The following is a 16,356-nucleotide window of genomic DNA, read 5'->3' as shown; positions in this document are numbered from 1 at the left end:
CTTAATTGACGGCACCGGTGGTGACAGTGCGCTTCTCGCCGGCCTGCGGTGGTGGAGCGGTAAGAGGCTGCACCGGAGATCCAGGCCCGATCTTTTGCAGATTCCCAGTGATGACGAGATCTTTCTCGTTCACGCCGACGACGCTGATGAGATCCCCATCCGTCGGGCCTGTCGTCACCAGTTTCTGCTCCGCCATGTTCTTCTCGCCGACCACGTACACATACTTGCCGAGCTGGCTCGAGCCGAGCGCGGTCTGGGGCACCATCAGGGCATTGGCGTCCTCGCCGGCATGAATGCGGATGCGAACGTATTGCCCCGGCAGGAGCGCGCGATCGGCGTTGGCGATGGTGGCGCGCGCCGTGAGCGTCCCAGTCAGCCGGTCGACACTATTGTCGATGAACGTGATCGTGCCTTTGTGCTTCACCTTGTCGTTCCCGGGAACGAAGATCTCGGCCGCAGTTTGGCCGCTGGCATGAACTTTCTGGATGGCGCCGAGATCCGCCTCGCTCGGATTGAACGTCACATAAATGGGATCGATCTGGACCAGCGTATTGAGGACCGCACCTGCGACGTTGATGAGCGCACCGATCGCCGCTTGGTTCTTGCCCAGCCGCCCGGCGAACGGCGCACGGATTTCGGTATATTCGAGATTGAGCTCGGCCTCCCGGATGGCGGCCTCGTCAATCGCTATGGCGGCGTCGGCCTGGCGCAGCGAACTCGATCGCTGATCGAAAGTATCCTTGGCGAGCCACCCGCTTTTGGTGAGTTCCGACCCACGCTCGAGACTGGAGCTGGCGTATTCCCGGGCGGCGATGTCGCGCTGCTTCTGAGCTTTCGCGCGATCGAGGGCCGCTTGATAATCCCGCGGATCGATCACGTACAGAAGGTCGCCGGCGGCGACGTCCGCGCCATCGGGAACAACCTGCTTCTGGACGTAACCTGAAACCCGCGCCTGTAGCGTGATGTCACGAATGGATTCCGTCCGCGCCGGATATTCCAGATAAATACTCACCGGGCGTTTGACGACAGGCGCGACCGGTACGGGCATGACGAGAGCGGCCTGAGGCTGCTCGGCCGCCGGCTGCTCGAGCGAGGCGACAAGCTTCTCGATTTCTTGCCGGTGAACGTAGGCCGCACTGCCAGCGGCAACCAGCAAAGCCAAGCCAATGATCTTCCAAAGGCGCATCGCGAAATCCCTGTCTATTCGGCGGCAGCCGGATGCGAAGCATCGCTGCCTGATGTGTCGACCTTCCCGGAAGTGTGGGCATCACGCCCTTCCCGCCACTCTTCGATGACCGCGTAGAACACCGGAACGAACAGCAGCGTAAGCAGCGTCGCAGCCAGCATTCCTCCGAAAACCGTCGTGCCGATCGATTGCCGGCTGGCGGCGCCCGCTCCACTCGCGATCATGAGCGGAACGACGCCAAGAATGAAGGCGAATGCGGTCATCAATATCGGGCGCAACCGGAGCCGCGCCGCTTCCATCGCAGCCTCGACGATGGACAAGCCCTCGAGACGCCGCCTCTTCGCGAACTCGACGATCAGAATGGCATTTTTCGCCGAAAGACCGATGAGCATGACGAATCCGATCTGCGAATAGACGTCGATTTGCAGGCCGCGGACCCAGATCGCAAGGAGCGCGCCGAACAGCGCGAGCGGCACTGCAAGCAGCACCATGAACGGCATCGACCAGCTTTCGTATTGCGCGGCAAGGATCAAGAACACGAAAATGCTGGCCAACCCAAAGACGACGAGGGCGATCGAACCCGCCTTCAGTTCCTGGAAGGTAATGCCTGTCCATTCATAACCGAAGTCGCGAGGGAGCGCTGCCGCAGCCGCGCGTTCCATCGCCTGAATGGCCTGCCCGGTGCTGTACCCCGGCGCGGGACCGCCGTTGATCAGTGCCGAAGCATAGTTGTTGTAATGAGGAACCGTCTCGGGCCCGACGATCGGCTTTAGCGTGCCGAGCGTGCTGAGCGGCACCATTCCGCCCGTCGCATTGCGAACGTAAAGCCGGGAAAGGCTCGACGGATCGGCGCGCGCATTGGTGTCCGCTTGCAGCGTCACGCGGAACGTGCGCCCGAAAAGGTTGAAGTCGTTCACATAGAGCGAACCGAGATAGATCTGCAGCGTGTTGAATACGTCCGGCAGATTGAGCCCCAGCAGTTTCGCCTTCGACCGATCGAGATCGTAGTTGAACTGCGGCGTCGAGGTCGAAAACGACGTGAAGAGCTGCTGCGCATCGAGCTCCGGTTGTTTGCGGGCTTCTGCAATCAGCGCCTGTGTGGCGTCGTTGAGGGCAGCGCTGCCGCGGCCCGTCAGATCTTCAACCTGGAATTCAAATCCGCCCGTCGTCCCAAGGCCCGGTATCGACGGCGGGTCGAAACTGAGCACGACGGCCTCGGGAATCATGAGCAGCTGGCCGCGAACCGCTTGCACCAGACGCGACGCGCTTTGCTCGGGTGGCCGCTCGTTCCATGGCTTGAGAATGGCGAATTCGACGGCGGAGTTCGATTGCGCCGCGTTCGTCAGGAAGTTGAGGCCGCTGATCGAGCCGACGATATCGACGCCCGGAGTGTTTTCCAGAATGTCTCTGACCTTCTTGGCGACAGCATCGGTTCGTTCGAGCGAAGCCCCGTCCGGCAGCTGGACGACGACGAAAAAGTATCCCTGGTCCTCGACGGGCAAAAATGTCGAAGGAATGCGCTGGGAGATCAGATACGTGGCGCCGAGCACTGCCGCAAAAAGAAAGAGCATCACCCAGCGGATGCGTATCATGAAGTGCACCAGGTGTGCATAGCCGTGCGAAATCCGGTCGAAGCCGGCGTTGAACCACCGAAAGAGCACGAACGATGGCGGACCGCGATGGCGAAGGAAGACCGCGGCCAGCGCCGGGCTTAGCGTCAACGAGTTGAAAGCCGATATTCCCACTGAAATCGCGACCGTCAGTGCGAACTGATTATAGAGACGGCCCGAGACGCCCGGGATGAAAGCCACGGGAATGAACACGGCCATGAGCACGCCGGTCGTCGCGATGATCGGACCCGTCACTTCCGACATGGCCTTCAAAGCCGCGGCCATTGGCTTGAGACCGTTTTCCAGCTGCCGCTCGACATTCTCCACGACCACGATGGCGTCATCGACGACGAGGCCGATCGCTAGCACCATGCCGAGAAGACTGAGCATGTTCAGCGAGAATCCGAGCACGTGCATGATCACGAGCGTCGCAATCAGCGAAACCGGTATGGCAATCGTCGGAATGATCGTCGTGCGCCAGCTTTGTAGAAAGATGTAAACAACGAGAACGACCAGGATCAACGCCTCGAGCAGCGTGAAAACCACGTCATGCATGGCCGCCGAAACGAAACGGGTCGTGTCATAATGCATGCCGTAGGCGATCCCCTTCGGGAACCGCTTCGACAGCTCGTCCATCTTGGTCAGCACGCGTTCCTGCAGATCGAGCGCGTTCGATCCGGGCATCTGAAATACGGCAAGCACGACTGAAGGGTCTTTGCCGAAAAATGCCGATGACGAATATTGAAGCGCCCCAAGCTCGATGCGGGCGACATCCCGAAGGCGCACGATGGCGCCCGTCGACGGATTAGACCGCACGACGATATTTCCGAATTCTTCCGGATTGCTCAGGCGCCCGGTCGCGTTGACCTGCATCTCGAATGGCGTCCCCGGCGGCGCCGGCGACTGACCGATCTTTCCGGCCGCGACCTGAATGTTTTGTTCCGCGACCGCGTTCTGAACGTCGACAGCCGTAATCCCAAGCTGGGATAGCTTGTCAGGATCGAGCCACAACCGCATCGAGTAGCGCCGTTCGCCGAATATCTGCACGTCGCCCACGCCCGGCAGCCGCTTCAGCGGATCGACGATCTGAAGATAGGCGTAATTGCTGAGCGTAACCGGATCGACGGATTGATCCGGCGACGTCAAATTGACGATCAAAACGAAATTCGGGTTTTGTTTCCTGATCGAGATGCCGGCTTGGTTGACGATGGGCGGCAACGAAGATGCAGCTTCTGCCACGCGGTTCTGGACGTCGACGGCGGCGATGCTGAGCGGATAACCGACATCGAATGTGATCGTGATGTTCGAAGAGCCGTCGTTGGAACTCGACGACGACATGTACGTCATTCCTTCGACGCCGTTGATCTGCTGTTCGAGCGGCGTCGTGACCGTATCGGCAACAACCTGGGCGCTGGCGCCCGGATAAATCGCGCTCACGACGACTTGCGGCGGCGTGACGTCAGGAAGTTGCGAGACGGGCAGCAGGAAATAGCAAATGGTCCCTGCCAGAACCATGATGACGGCGATCGCCGAGGCGAAGATGGGCCGGTGGATGAAGAAGTTGACCATGCGCCGTCCACATTAATGCGGGTAGCCGCAGATGGCGGCTTGGGTGTCCCGTTTTAGGATCGCTTGCCCTTCTTAAAGCCTTTAAACCTGTCTCACCTCAAGCGGCCATTGAGACGATCTTTGGGCGAGGTAAATATGCTGCGGCCTGACGGTCCGTCTGATGAAAAGTAGGAAACCCTGCTGGGTTCGCCACGTTTCATGGCCTCTTCTGCCGACAATCGTATCTTTGCGGCCACAAATCATCCCTGAGCTGCGTGGCGATATGTCGTATGGCCCGCAATTTGGGCCGGCTCACCTGCCGGCGGCTCGGGAAAAATGCCCGATGATTGATCGCTGGCAGCGATCGGCTCTCAATGAAATTAGACCCCACGAATAATGCTGCACCGAGACCGATCAAAAAGCGCCGCACGAGCGCAGAACTCAAGATCAGACGGGCAGACAGGCTGCGAGATCAGGCAATGATCAGAACCAGGGCCGTTATGGGCAATGCACTTTGAGAGATCGACAAATGACGAGCATATGAAACCAGGGAAATCCGATTGCCGATACTGTGAGTTTGATTTGCCGCAAAGTTCGACCGATCCCGGCCACAAAAGCAGATGGGACTCACAGTTTGTGACGATTGCCGCCCGTGCGCGAGCCCGAGAGAGCGTACGGCAATTTTTTCAAAAGCGCCGGAACCAAAAAAGTGAAACGACAATTTCACGGCGCGGCGCGAGCGCTTACAGCTCCCCTTGCGGGCTTCCCTTGCCATTGAGAGCGCGGCCAATCTCCTTTTCGAGATCGGCGAGATCCAGGAATTGATCGGCCTGACGCCGCAACTCGTCGGCAATCATCGGCGGCTGCGTCTGCAGCGTCGACACGATGCTTACCCTTTTGCCCATTTGCTGCAGGGCAGCGACCAGACTGCGAAAATCGCCGTCGCCGGAGAAGATCACGATGTGATCGAGATTCCCCGCAAGCCGCATCGCGTCAACGGCAAGCTCGATGTCCATATTGCCTTTGATGCGGCGCCGTCCCGCGCTGTCGACGAACTCTTTCGATGGCTTAGTCACCATCGAAAACCCATTATACTCGAGCCAGTCGATCAAAGGACGTATTGACGAATATTGCTGCTCGTCAGCAATCGCCGTGTAATAGAGCGCCCTTACAAGCTGCACCTTGCTCCTAAAAAGCCGGAGCAATCTCCTGTAATCGATGTCGAATCCGAGCAATTTCGCCGCGGCGTAAAGGTTGGCGCCATCAATAAATAACGCGACCCGCTCAGTCGGATAAAAATGCATGAGGGGTTTCCGAGTCCTGCAGCAGAAGAATCCTCGCACCGAGTATTTTCAGTCTATATCCCCGATTGTCAATGGTTGTCGGCTCTCGGTCACGTTCGTTTTGATCGATCGTCGCGTCGTTCGGTCGAGTGGCAATTATTTTTCCAATGAATAGTCTCAGCCAATTCGGTCAATTTGACAGCACGAATTTTGGGACGAAGGCCATTGATTGCACCCACCAATTGGTTCCACGTTTATAAAAAAAATATATCACGTGGTGAAAGCGAAGTTGATGTGGCGATCGGCCAATCTCTGCGCGACGGGCGCTGCGGGCGCTCGCGAGCGTGTAGTGCCGCCCGTCCGCCCTTTCGTCGCAGAAATGCCATGGACCAGCTGGGTGACGAACGGGGAGCCGCGTGCTAACCAGCGCCCGAAAAAGCGGCAACGAGACAGATGCCGCGTTCGCGCGATTTCAACGCTGAGCGACGGGCGTTGCCCCGTATCAGCCGCAAAAGGCTTCAGGACCATCACATGACCACGTCAGAACGGGAGGCGCGCATTCAAGCGTCGCGCCCGGACACACCGGCTATTTCGTTATCGATTCCGTTTGTCGAATTTGTCGTTCTGATCGCCGCGCTTATGGCGCTGACCGCGTTGTCGATCGACATCATGCTGCCCGCGTTACCGGAAATTGCCTCGACTTTCGGCGTCGTCAGGGACAACGACCGGCAGCTCGTCGTCATTCTCTATATGGTCGGGTTCGCGGTGGGCCAGATGTTGTTCGGCCCGCTTTCAGACCGCCTTGGCCGTAAGCCGGTGCTTATGACCGGCCTCGCGATTTTCATTTTGGGAACCCTCGGGGCGATTCTGGCAGGAACGTTCGAAACGCTACTGATCGCCCGCATTATTCAAGGCGTCGGCGCAGCGTCTCCACGCATCATCGCCGTCGCGGTCGTTCGAGATCTCTATAGCGGCCGGCAAATGGCGCGGGTGATGTCGTTTGCGATGATGGTGTTCATCATGATCCCGGTCTTCGCGCCCTCCATCGGGCAGGCCGTCGTTCTTTTCGGAGACTGGCACTGGATCTTCGCCGTGCTGCTGGCGATGGCGGTGCTCGCGGCGGTCTGGTCCGGTGCGAGATTACCGGAAACCGCCGGCCCCGCACTTGGGACAGACCGCGCGATGACGCTCGGAAAATCGCTGATGGCCGCCATCCTCAATCCGCAGACATCGGGCTACGGAGTGGCGGGCGGCTTCATGTTCGGCTGCTTGCTGGCCTATGTCGCGAGCGCCCAGCAGGTATTCGTGGGCGTGTTCGGCATGGGCGAGATCTTTCCCGTCATTTTCGGCGCGCTCGCGTCTACGATCGCTTTCGCTTCATTCGCCAACGCGCGTCTTGTCGGCCGGCTTGGAATGCGGTGGGTGTCGCACTGGGCGCTGGTCGCCTTCATCGGCGTTGCAGTTCTGCTGGCAATAGCGGCCGCGTTGGGCGTGGCCGGCTTTTGGTTCTTCGCGGCGGCTGTCGGCGTTCAGTTTTTCCTATTCGGATTGATTGCGCCGAACTTCAACGCACTCGCCATGGAGCCGCAAGGTCACAATGCTGGGATGGCATCGTCGGTCATCGGCTCGCTTGGGACCGCCATCGCCGCCGTTGCGGGCGGGTTCGTCGGTGCATCCTTCGACGGCTCGATCTTTCCGATAACGGCTGGATTTGCAGTATGCAGCATAATTGCGGCCCTCATTGTCGTCTATGTCGAGGGCTCGAAGGGCCTGTTCGGACGAAACCGCCCGGCGTAATATGAGGTTTGCCACCTAAAATTTACGTAACGAGCGCCTAGGAGCCATCTCGCACTGGCCACCCATCGCCTCGTGTACTACATGCTGCGGCGGCGACGGTCATTGCTGACGGCTCGATCCCGAGGCGCGAGGGCAGTACGGACATGAGAATTCTGCTGCTTGAAGACGACTTGAATACCGCACGATATATCTTGAAGGGCCTTGAGGAAGAAGGTCATACGGTTGATCACCTCGCCGATGGCCGCGATGCGGTCGCCCAAGCCGTCGCCGAGAATTACGATGTGATCATCCTTGATCGCATGCTTCCGGGCCTCGACGGCCTCGCGATCATCAAGACAATTCGAAGTGCCGGACGCGGCGTGCCCGTATTATTCCTGACGGCCCTCGGGGGCGTCGACGATCGCGTCGAAGGTCTCGATGCGGGCGCCGATGATTACCTCGTCAAGCCATTTGCGTTCTCCGAGCTTCTCGCCCGCGTCAACGCGCTGGCCCGCCGCCCGCACACGAAAGGTGAAGAGACGCGCCTCAAGGTCGGCGATCTCGAGATCGACCTCGTGAGCAGAAAGGTGACGCGCGGGGGGGATATCATCGATCTCCAACCGCGTGAGTTTCGCCTGCTCGAAGTGCTCATGCGCAATCGCGGTCGCGTCGTGACGCGCACAATGCTGTTGGAGCGCGTTTGGAGCTTCCATTTCGATCCGAAGACGAGCGTCGTCGAAACGCACATTTCCCGGCTGCGCGCCAAGATCGATAAGCCCTACAGCAAAGAGCTGATCCACACCATTCGTGGGAGCGGATACACGGTCCATGACGGCTCGTGACCTCTTCAAACGGACGCCGTTTCGATTGGCGGCGACGTTCTCGCTATTCTTCCTAACGACGATATTGGCGCTTTTCACGGCAGTCTATTTCGTCGCCAGCGAGCGTCTCGTGACCGACATTCGCGACCGCGTCGAGACGACACTCGATTCCCTCGCAGCTCTCGACGGCGAGCGCACGTTCGATGATCTCGTCGCCCTCGTCGCCAGCGAAAGCGAATCCGTCCGCGATCCCGACTTCATCATGGAACTCGTCGACAAGAACGGCAATTTTCTGGCGGGCAATGTTCGGGGCGTTAAAGATTCGAAGCAATGGATGACGTTGAAGCGTTCCGACGTGTTTCTCACCCTCGATCGCGGTGAGCCCGACGACGAATTTCTCGCAATATGGAGGCCCCTCGTCAAAGGGCGGCTGCTCGTCGGCAGCGATAATAGCGAAGTCAAGCAGATGAAATCGTTTCTGCTGAAGCTGCTCGCCTACGGCGTGGTTGCGGCCGCCTTGGCGCTGGCTCTTTGCGCGGCGTATTTCGCACGTGAAGCGCAACATCGCATCAATGCGTTCGCTCGGCCCCTCGCGCGGGTATCACAAGGCGAAATCACCGCCCGCGTTCCGATCTCCGGACAGCATGACGACATCGACCAGGTCGCACTGCAAGTGAACCGCATGCTGGGCGATTTGCAGAGACTGATCGAGAACGTAAATCAATCATCCTCAGACATCGCGCACGATCTGAAGAAGCCGCTCGGCCGATTGCGCCAACGCCTGGACGACGCGCGCAACGGGGAAGACAAGGCGGAGTTTCAAAACGCAATCGATGCAGCCCTCGGCGATATCGATTCCATATCGGAAACATTCGACGCGCTGCTGCGGATCACGCAGATCGAGGCGGGCGCTCGTAAATCGCGCTTCGTAATGGTGGATCTTTCGCTTCTGCTCGCCGATGTCCGCGACGTCTACGATGTCGTGGCGGAGGACGCGGGCGACAAGCTGAAGTACGTCAGCGAGTGCATGGGACCAGCGTACGTTCGGGGGGATCCGGAACTCCTCGTTCAGCTCGTCGCGAACCTCGTCGAGAATTCCATTCGCCATTGCCCGGCGGGCACTGAAATTACGATTCGACTCTCCTCGCGCGGCGCCGTGCACGTCGTCGAAGTCTCGGACACGGGACCGAGTATCCCGGAGCACGAACGGGTGAATGTGTTTCGTCGCCTTTACCGGTTGGAGCGTGCCCGCTCGACCGAGGGGAGCGGCTTGGGCCTCAGCCTCGTTGCGGCGATCGTCGAGCTTCATTCGGCAAAGATCGAACTCTTCGACAATGCGCCGGGCCTCCGCGCCGAAGTGAGGTTCCCGAGCATGTGAGCCGCGGCAGCGGCCGCAAAAATTAAGGGGCGCAATTTTGATGCGCCCCTTGGAAATTTCCGTTGAGCGACGCGTGTTAGCCCGCGAAGCTCTTCCTCAGCTCATCGAACAGCGCAACTTGCTCCTGGATCAATTCGCGCTTCTCGTCGCGGCGGACGAAGATTTTGAACATCGCTTCGCCAGCACCGTTGAAGAACTGAACCGACCGCGACTCCCGCCCCATGAAGGGACGTGAAACAAAGACGATGTGCGTGCAGTTCTCTGCTTTGATATGGCCGCCGATGGGGCTGTCGCCATGCAGATTGAAATATCCGCGGCCGATTGTGCCGGGCGGGATAGGCCCTTCGCATTCGAGCACGATGTCGGGCGTGTGAACGATGAAGACCACAGGCCCCCACGCGGTCAGAGCAGTCAATATCTTCTCGAAGGCGCTGCCGGGAACAATGGCCCGGTGCGCATCCGGAAGCGCTTCGACCGCCTCGAACGTGCTGACGCCGTATTCGCGGGCGATCTGCTCGAGGATACCGTCGGCATTCTTCGCCAAACGCTCGCGGAGCGGCGGGCGCGCGGCAGCTTCGGATGTCAGAGTTTCGCTCATGCTACTCACTCGGCCGCCGCTGCGAACACCGACTTCGAACCGTCGGCGCGAACTTCCTGGATCGCTTCGAAACCTTCAAACTCGGGATGGCCGAGATAAAGCTTCTTCGTCGTTCCGGCGCTGGAGTGCGACTTGCGGAACGATTCAGATTTCGTCCACGCCTCGAAGTCTGCGAACGAACGCCACACCGTGTGCGATGAATAGAGAAGGTGATCCTCGCGCTCGGGTCCGCGAAGCAAGTGGAACGACACGAAACCGGGTTCTTTATGCAGGTGCACTTCCCGCGCGATCCACAGCTGCTCGAAATCTTTTCCGAGGCCGGGCTCAACTTTGAATCGGTTCATCGCGATGTACATTTGGCACCTTTCTTGTGAGAAAACGGCGAACCGGGAGCTGGGATTTCCGGTCCGCCGGTCATCTCAGAGCTGCGAGAGTTGCTCTAAGACGCATTTTGAATTCTTGTTGTTTGCGGAGCGTTGCCGCGGCGGCACGCTATTGTTGTATCCGTAAAAAGTCAACATTATCGTCACGCTGCGCCTATGCGGTATTCCGTATGCGTTGGCAGCATCTGGCCGATGTTGAGAAGATTGCCGTCGTCGTCGATAAAGTGGAATTCCCGCATTCCCCAAGGCTTGTCCGAAACCTCCGATAGCCGCTTGGACGGGCCGTTTTTGAATGCGGAATACCATTCGTCGACGTCGTTGACGCGAATGTAGGCGGAGACGCAATGCGGTTCGGGAATGACCGCAACGGAAGATATATGCAGCTCCACAGCGCGCCGGCGCAGGATCAGATAGTTGTGCGCGGGGTGCACGACGACGAAACCTTTGCTGTCATAGATTTCGGCCGACCGTTCGATGTTGGTTGAAAGCAGGACGGGGATCGCCAATGGCACCGCTACGCCGTTGGCCGCCAGTTCGTCAGGTAACGTCATCATTCTGCAGCCGCTCCCATGATCGCTTTGCCTGTGATGGCCGAAGGTAACACCAGTCGCCCGCCATCTTCGGACGAAACGACCCGCAATCGACACCCGAACGTGTGGCTGAGTAGATCCTCATTCAAGAGGTCGTCGGGTTTACCTTTTCCGGCGATCCTACCCGCCGCCATCAGTACGATTTCATCAGCAAATGCTGCGGCAAGATTGAGATCGTGAATGACGAGCATGACTGCCCGTCCCATTTCGGCCTGCGCTTTGATGAGTGCGAGCACATCGCATTGATGCTTGAGATCGAGGCTCGCAGTTGGTTCATCGAGCAGGATTGCGGCCGTTCCCGCTTGCGACGGCGGAGCGGTGGCCAATTGGCATAGAGCTCTAGCAATATGGACGCGCTGCCGCTCGCCGCCGGAAAGCTCATTGAGCATCCGCGTTTCGAATTCTGCGAGGCCCACGGCGTCTAGTGCTTCGCGTGCAGCATCTGCCGCAGCGGAATCGCGAATGCCAAATCCCGGCACTGTCGCGCCCAGCATGACGACTTCGAGAACTGTGAACGGGAATGACAGCGTCGTCGATTGCGCGACTACCGATCGACGTGCCGCAAGACGGGCGACCGGCACTTTCAGGAGATCGGTGTCGTCGAGGAACACCGTGCCCTCGCTCGGCTTGAGTTCTCCCGCCATGACGCGCAGCAGTGTAGATTTTCCGGCGCCATTCGGGCCGATCACGGCAGTGAGGCGGCCGGGCGTAATCGTCAGCGACACATTGTCGATGAGCCGTTTCGAACCTGCCACTACGGAGACGCTACGTGCTTCAAGCATCGCTTATTCTCCCCCGCCGATGCCGCGCCTCAGCACGAGATGAAGGAACACGGGTGCGCCGACGAGCGCGAGCACGATACCGATGGGCAACTCTGCAGGCCGTATCGCCATGCGCGCGATGATGTCGGCAACGATGACGAGTGTTGCACCGAGAATGGCGCTTCCCGGAAGAACGACGCGATGGTCGGGGCCGGAAAGCAGCCGCATGACGTGAGGCGCAACGAGACCGACAAAGCCGATGACACCGGCAACGGCCACGGCGGCTCCAACGGCCGCGGCCGTGGTCGCAATGGTAATCCGCTTTGTCCGCTCGGTATCGATGCCGAGGTGCATCGCTTCCGACTCTCCGAGTAGAAATCCGTTGAGCCCCCGCACGAGGTGCGGCACGGCGAGACAGATGGCTGCCGCAAAGGGAAGAACCGCAAAAACTTTCTGCCAGCTCGCGCCGGAAAGGCTGCCCATCGACCAGAGTGTCAGATCCCGCAAATCCCGGTCATCGCTCGCGTACGCCAGAAATCCGCCGAGCGAACCAGCCAATGCGCCGAGAGCGATGCCGGCAAGCAGCAACGTTCCAACAGCCAGCCGTCCCCGGCGCGCCGCGATGGCGACAAGCGTGATCGTCGTGATAAGGCCGCCGAAGAACGCGGCGATCGGCAATGCGTAAATTCCGAGAGGTGCAATTAGCGGCGCAGCGATCCCGTGACCGAGCACGATCGTCGCAATCGCAGCAAGCGCCGCGCCCGAAGAAACGCCGATGAGGCCCGGGTCTGCGAGCGGATTGCGGAATAGGCCCTGCATCATCGCGCCCGACGTCGCGAGCGCGGCGCCGACGAAAGCAGCGAGCAGCGTTCGCGGCAGCCTGAGATCGATCAGAACCAACCTGTCCCGCTCAGCGCTGGAATCGGCGGCATAGCCGGCAGCCGCCGCGAGCGCGCGGGGCAGTGACTGCAGCGAAACGCCGGTCGGTCCGATGGCGAGCGATAAGATTGCCGAAAGGAGCAAGAGCCCGGTGAGCGCGAGAAAAACCTTGGCTCGCGCAGGCCTCACTGCACCGGCAACTTTAGCAAACCTGGCGTCGATGGCTGTCACGGCGTTGCAGCGGTCTGGCCGGGCTCGGGATAAAGAGCCTTCATCAAGTCATGCGCGGCTGAAGGAGCGCGCGGTCCGAAGCCGAGAAGATACAGGCTGTCCATCTCGATGAGATTTTTGGTCTTTGCAGCCGGGGTCTGGCTGAGGCCCGGCAACTCCAGCGCCGTGCTGGCGCCATGGCGATCGGCTGTGCCGCGGCTCATCACGACAACCGCGTCGGGAGAAAACTCTGCCAGCTGTTCATCGCTCACCGGCTTGTAGCCGTTGACGCCGGCCGCTGCATTGTCGGCACCTGCAAGCTGCAGAACGGCGTCAGCGCCCGTGCCCACGCCACCGACTGTCGCGCGGCCGTTTTGAACGGCGAGAACGAACAGCACCTTCTTGCGATCTTTTATCTGCTTGCGATCGCTTTCGAGAGACGCGAAATCGGCTTCGATTTTCGACGCAAGCGTCTGGGCTTCGCTGGCAGCGCCGACAACCTCGCCGATACGGCGAACCTTTTCGGGCACGCTCTCAGCCGTCTGCTTTTCCGCAATATCGATGTATTGGACGCCGCTGCCCTTGATGGCTTTGACGACCTCGGGCGGCCCAGCCTGCTCGGACGCGATAATGAGCGTGGGATTCATGGAAAGCACACCCTCTGCCGAGAGTGCACGCAAATATCCAACCGACTTCTTGTCGGTGAGGGCACTCGCGGGGAACTGGCTCGTCGTGTCGACGGCGACAATCTTTTGCTCTTGCCCAAGCGCGTAAAGGATCTCTGTCACGTCGCCGCCGAGAGACAGAATCCGCACCTCGGCCGCATCGGCTGCGACAGCACGGGAGCGATCAAAGCCGAGTTCGGTCAAGAACCCGGCCAGCGCGAGAGCCGCGCCAGCAATTGCAAATCGTCGTGTTGCCACGCCCATATCGTGCGTCCCTGGTTGTGTCTTACTTGGTTAGGATCAGCTTGCCGGTCGCGGTAATGCGCAAGCGATACTCTTGCCCTCGGTGCACGAGAGTTGCTTCGCGGTGACCTTTGAGCAATTCGTCGATTCGATAGCGGACGCCGTTCTCGGTCGGGCCATCGGTATTTGGCACTTCGGTCGTTGAATTAGGGCTTTGCCCCGCTTGGCGCAGTACGGATGCTGCGACCTCTTTTTTTTGAGGCATTCGCTCGATCAAGGATAAGTGGCTGGGAGCGGGCATATCTTTCAATATCCGCTCTAGTGAAGATAATGGGCCGGTGCAGTCTTCTTTTGCGACGCGCGGCTCTCGTCACGAACGTTCGCATCGGAAGCAATGTGCTGCGACTGCATTGAGGCGAGTGCGCGAGCGGCAAACTGCGTGCGCGCCGGCGCCTGCGGATCCTCCACCAGCAGCTTCAATCCACGATCCAATGCGCTCTCGTTGCCGGAGCGGGCAGCTTTCAAAAGCCCCGATACCGAAAGCTCGTCGGGCGAAACATGCTGGCAGCCGATGCTGAGATAGGAAAAGCCGACTTTGCGTTCGGATCGGAGCGCTCTGAGGAGCGCCGTCACACGCGCGACAAGAAGAGGACCTTCGGCGGGCCCGAGCTTGGCCTCGGCCTCTTTCATCGCAATCTCCCACGGCTGCGCCGAGCCAGTGGTGTACACCTCGCAAAGGCAGCGGAAGATATCGAGCGTGACGTTCTCGATCGGCAGAAAGTCGAGTTCGGCGCGCAGGGGAAATCCGAGTGCGTGGCCCGCACAGGTATCCTCGCCGCCGGTCTTGCCGTCGCCAGCCTTGCCGTCGTTCGGCTTCGGAGATTTGTTCCGCATTTATCGCTCATCCCCTTCATCGTCGGAAAGGTTGGAGAGCATGCGGTCGAATGCCGAGACATCGCCCGTCGCTAAATCCCAAATCATTCCCGCGGAGGCGGCGAACAGCGATGCGGCCAGGACTGCGCCGGAATTATCGCGCACGTCCAATCGCTCACCGCTTAGGTGCGATTGTTTCATGGTTTTCTATCCAAAATATCGAGGTTCAAGGCCCCGCAAATGGCGAATGGAGCCATTAAGCTAAAGTATACTACAAGAGTCAAGTTTAAACTTTGGAGGTCTCTGGCGCCGCCGACCGCTGAGTGCGCTCGTGGATGACGCGATGCACGAATGCGAGTTTGTCGTAAGCTGCGCCGGGAATTACGAACGGATAAAAATCGTCATGACCCATGCTGCGGCTGAGGCTGTTCATGGCGATCGTCAGCGGAATCCATCTCGCCATCAGCGCGCCGAACGTCCCGCTTGAATAGATATCGTCGCGCAGATCGAGATGAACGCCATGGCCCTCCATGCCTTCGGCCGCAGCGGTGTCGAGAGCATCGACCATGTGCAGATAGTGCGCCCAAGTTTCCGCCCAGTCTTCCCACGGGTGCGCGCTGGCATAGGCGGAAACGTGCCGCTTCTGCCAATCGGGCGTGGGGCCGGCGCTATGATGGCGCGTAAGCGCCGCGTCATAGTCTTCGCGCTCGTCGCCGAAGAGTGCGCGAAACTCGTCGAGCCGATCGCGCTCTTCGACGAGAACCATCCAGTAGTAATGCCCGCTTTCATGGCGCAGATGGCCGAGTAGCGAACGGTAGGGTTCATCGAACCGCTGCCGTTGCAGTTCCCGTTGCACGGAGTCGGCTTCGCTGACGTCGATGGTGACGACGCCATCGAGATGGCCGGTCAGCGAGTCGCGCACGAAATCGAACGTCAGCGGACCCTTTGCCGAAGCCGAACCATCGAACGGAAGCCCAAATCGCAGAAGCGAATAAACGAGGCGCTTTTTCGCATGTTCGAGCGCGCGCCAGGCTCGTAATCCGTCGCGCTCCGAAAGGTTCGGGATAAGGCGGTTGAGGTCGCACGCCTTGCAGAAAACGTTGCTCTCGGACTCAGGCGTCAGCCAGTTGCAAACGCCGAACTCCGCATTGGCGCAATATCGAAGCGGAACGTCGCTTGGCGTACTGCTCAGCTTGCGAAAAATGGGGGTGTCGAGCGCGACTGTACTGTCGCCGGCTTCCGCTATCGCAACGACGGCCATTTCCCCGGTATCGAAACCGAGCGTGCTGCCGCATTCCATGCACTTCACATTCTCGAAATAGACCGTGTTTCCGCAGTGCGAGCAGGCGAAATTCTTCATGCCGCGTACCGAATGCTCCGGTGCCGGCAGGCAAACGCGCAAATGGCCCCGAACGGGGTTTCCCGGCGGCGGCGGACCGCTCCTTGCTGGCTCATTGGGCCTTGCCGATAAAACACGTTGATGCCCTTATAAATCGCACTGGGGTCCGAATTTTTCAGCACCCTGCTCAAACCTCATGCAGAATTGGCAGCT

At 59.6% G+C, this 16,356-nt stretch carries 16 protein-coding genes; 3 read left to right on the top strand and 13 right to left on the bottom strand.

The window, feature by feature from the left end; genetic code table 11:
• Position 1 precedes the first annotated feature (1 nt).
• The 3 genes from BM399_RS15775 to BM399_RS15765 all read right to left on the bottom strand — a co-directional run bounded on the left by BM399_RS15775 (position 2) and on the right by BM399_RS15765 (position 5,648).
• Positions 2–1,186, bottom strand: a complete 1,185-nt coding sequence (locus tag BM399_RS15775) for an efflux RND transporter periplasmic adaptor subunit (RefSeq protein ID WP_092868706.1) — start codon at positions 1,184–1,186, stop codon at positions 2–4.
• 14 nt (positions 1,187–1,200) lie between these two features.
• Positions 1,201–4,365 (bottom strand): efflux RND transporter permease subunit, encoded by a 3,165-nt coding sequence (locus BM399_RS15770; protein WP_092868705.1) that lies wholly within the window; start codon positions 4,363–4,365, stop codon positions 1,201–1,203.
• Between the two features lie 722 nt (positions 4,366–5,087).
• Positions 5,088–5,648: a LabA-like NYN domain-containing protein gene (locus tag BM399_RS15765; protein ID WP_092868704.1), complete on the bottom strand. Its 561-nt coding sequence runs from the start codon at positions 5,646–5,648 to the stop codon at positions 5,088–5,090.
• Positions 5,649–6,158: 510 nt separating this feature from the next.
• Between BM399_RS15765 and BM399_RS15755 the strand changes: the two genes are divergently transcribed.
• The 3 genes from BM399_RS15755 (at position 6,159) to BM399_RS15745 (ending at position 9,602) form a co-directional block, all read left to right on the top strand.
• Entirely contained in the window at positions 6,159–7,424 is a 1,266-nt protein-coding gene (locus tag BM399_RS15755) for a multidrug effflux MFS transporter (protein WP_092868702.1), read from the top strand.
• A gap of 143 nt (positions 7,425–7,567) precedes the next feature.
• Positions 7,568–8,245, top strand: coding sequence for a winged helix-turn-helix domain-containing protein (locus BM399_RS15750; protein WP_092868701.1), 678 nt, complete (start codon positions 7,568–7,570; stop codon positions 8,243–8,245).
• On the top strand, positions 8,232–9,602 hold the full coding sequence (locus BM399_RS15745) for a sensor histidine kinase (protein WP_092868700.1): 1,371 nt from the start codon (positions 8,232–8,234) through the stop codon (positions 9,600–9,602). Before BM399_RS15750 ends, BM399_RS15745 begins: the two co-directional genes overlap by 14 nt.
• Before the next feature lie 76 nt (positions 9,603–9,678).
• On the opposite strand, the gene hutX is transcribed toward BM399_RS15745, so the two are convergent.
• From hutX to BM399_RS15695, 10 genes are all read right to left on the bottom strand, one after another.
• Positions 9,679–10,200 carry a heme utilization cystosolic carrier protein HutX gene (hutX, locus tag BM399_RS15740; RefSeq protein ID WP_092868699.1) on the bottom strand — a complete coding sequence of 174 codons (522 nt, stop codon included), beginning with the start codon at positions 10,198–10,200 and terminating at the stop codon, positions 9,679–9,681.
• A 5-nt stretch (positions 10,201–10,205) separates the two neighbouring features.
• Complete coding sequence (hmuQ, locus tag BM399_RS15735) at positions 10,206–10,556, bottom strand: heme-degrading protein HmuQ (RefSeq protein WP_092868698.1); 351 nt, start codon at positions 10,554–10,556, stop codon at positions 10,206–10,208.
• A gap of 170 nt (positions 10,557–10,726) precedes the next feature.
• Complete coding sequence (locus BM399_RS15730; protein WP_092868697.1) at positions 10,727–11,137, bottom strand: bleomycin resistance protein; 411 nt, start codon at positions 11,135–11,137, stop codon at positions 10,727–10,729.
• A complete protein-coding gene (locus tag BM399_RS15725; RefSeq protein WP_092868696.1) occupies positions 11,134–11,955 on the bottom strand; it encodes a heme ABC transporter ATP-binding protein in 822 nt (273 codons plus the stop codon). Before BM399_RS15725 ends, BM399_RS15730 begins: the two co-directional genes overlap by 4 nt.
• Before the next feature lie 3 nt (positions 11,956–11,958).
• Positions 11,959–13,044, bottom strand: a complete 1,086-nt coding sequence (locus BM399_RS15720; RefSeq protein ID WP_092868695.1) for a FecCD family ABC transporter permease — start codon at positions 13,042–13,044, stop codon at positions 11,959–11,961.
• Positions 13,041–13,952, bottom strand: a complete 912-nt coding sequence (locus BM399_RS15715) for a heme/hemin ABC transporter substrate-binding protein (RefSeq protein WP_092868694.1) — start codon at positions 13,950–13,952, stop codon at positions 13,041–13,043. Before BM399_RS15715 ends, BM399_RS15720 begins: the two co-directional genes overlap by 4 nt.
• A gap of 22 nt (positions 13,953–13,974) precedes the next feature.
• A complete protein-coding gene (gene hemP / locus BM399_RS15710) occupies positions 13,975–14,232 on the bottom strand; it encodes a hemin uptake protein HemP (protein ID WP_244531343.1) in 258 nt (85 codons plus the stop codon).
• 17 nt (positions 14,233–14,249) lie between these two features.
• Positions 14,250–14,825, bottom strand: a complete 576-nt coding sequence (locus BM399_RS15705) for a hypothetical protein (protein ID WP_092868693.1) — start codon at positions 14,823–14,825, stop codon at positions 14,250–14,252.
• Complete coding sequence (locus BM399_RS15700) at positions 14,826–15,005, bottom strand: hypothetical protein (protein WP_092868692.1); 180 nt, start codon at positions 15,003–15,005, stop codon at positions 14,826–14,828.
• Between the two features lie 85 nt (positions 15,006–15,090).
• Complete coding sequence (locus BM399_RS15695) at positions 15,091–16,164, bottom strand: zinc-binding metallopeptidase family protein (RefSeq protein WP_092868691.1); 1,074 nt, start codon at positions 16,162–16,164, stop codon at positions 15,091–15,093.
• Positions 16,165–16,356: the final 192 nt, after the last annotated feature.

The organism is Hyphomicrobium facile (genome assembly GCF_900116175.1).
Taxonomy (GTDB): domain Bacteria; phylum Pseudomonadota; class Alphaproteobacteria; order Rhizobiales; family Hyphomicrobiaceae; genus Hyphomicrobium_B; species Hyphomicrobium_B facile.
Note: the sequence above shows the minus strand (reverse complement) of the source record. Positions and strands in the feature narration are given on the sequence as shown.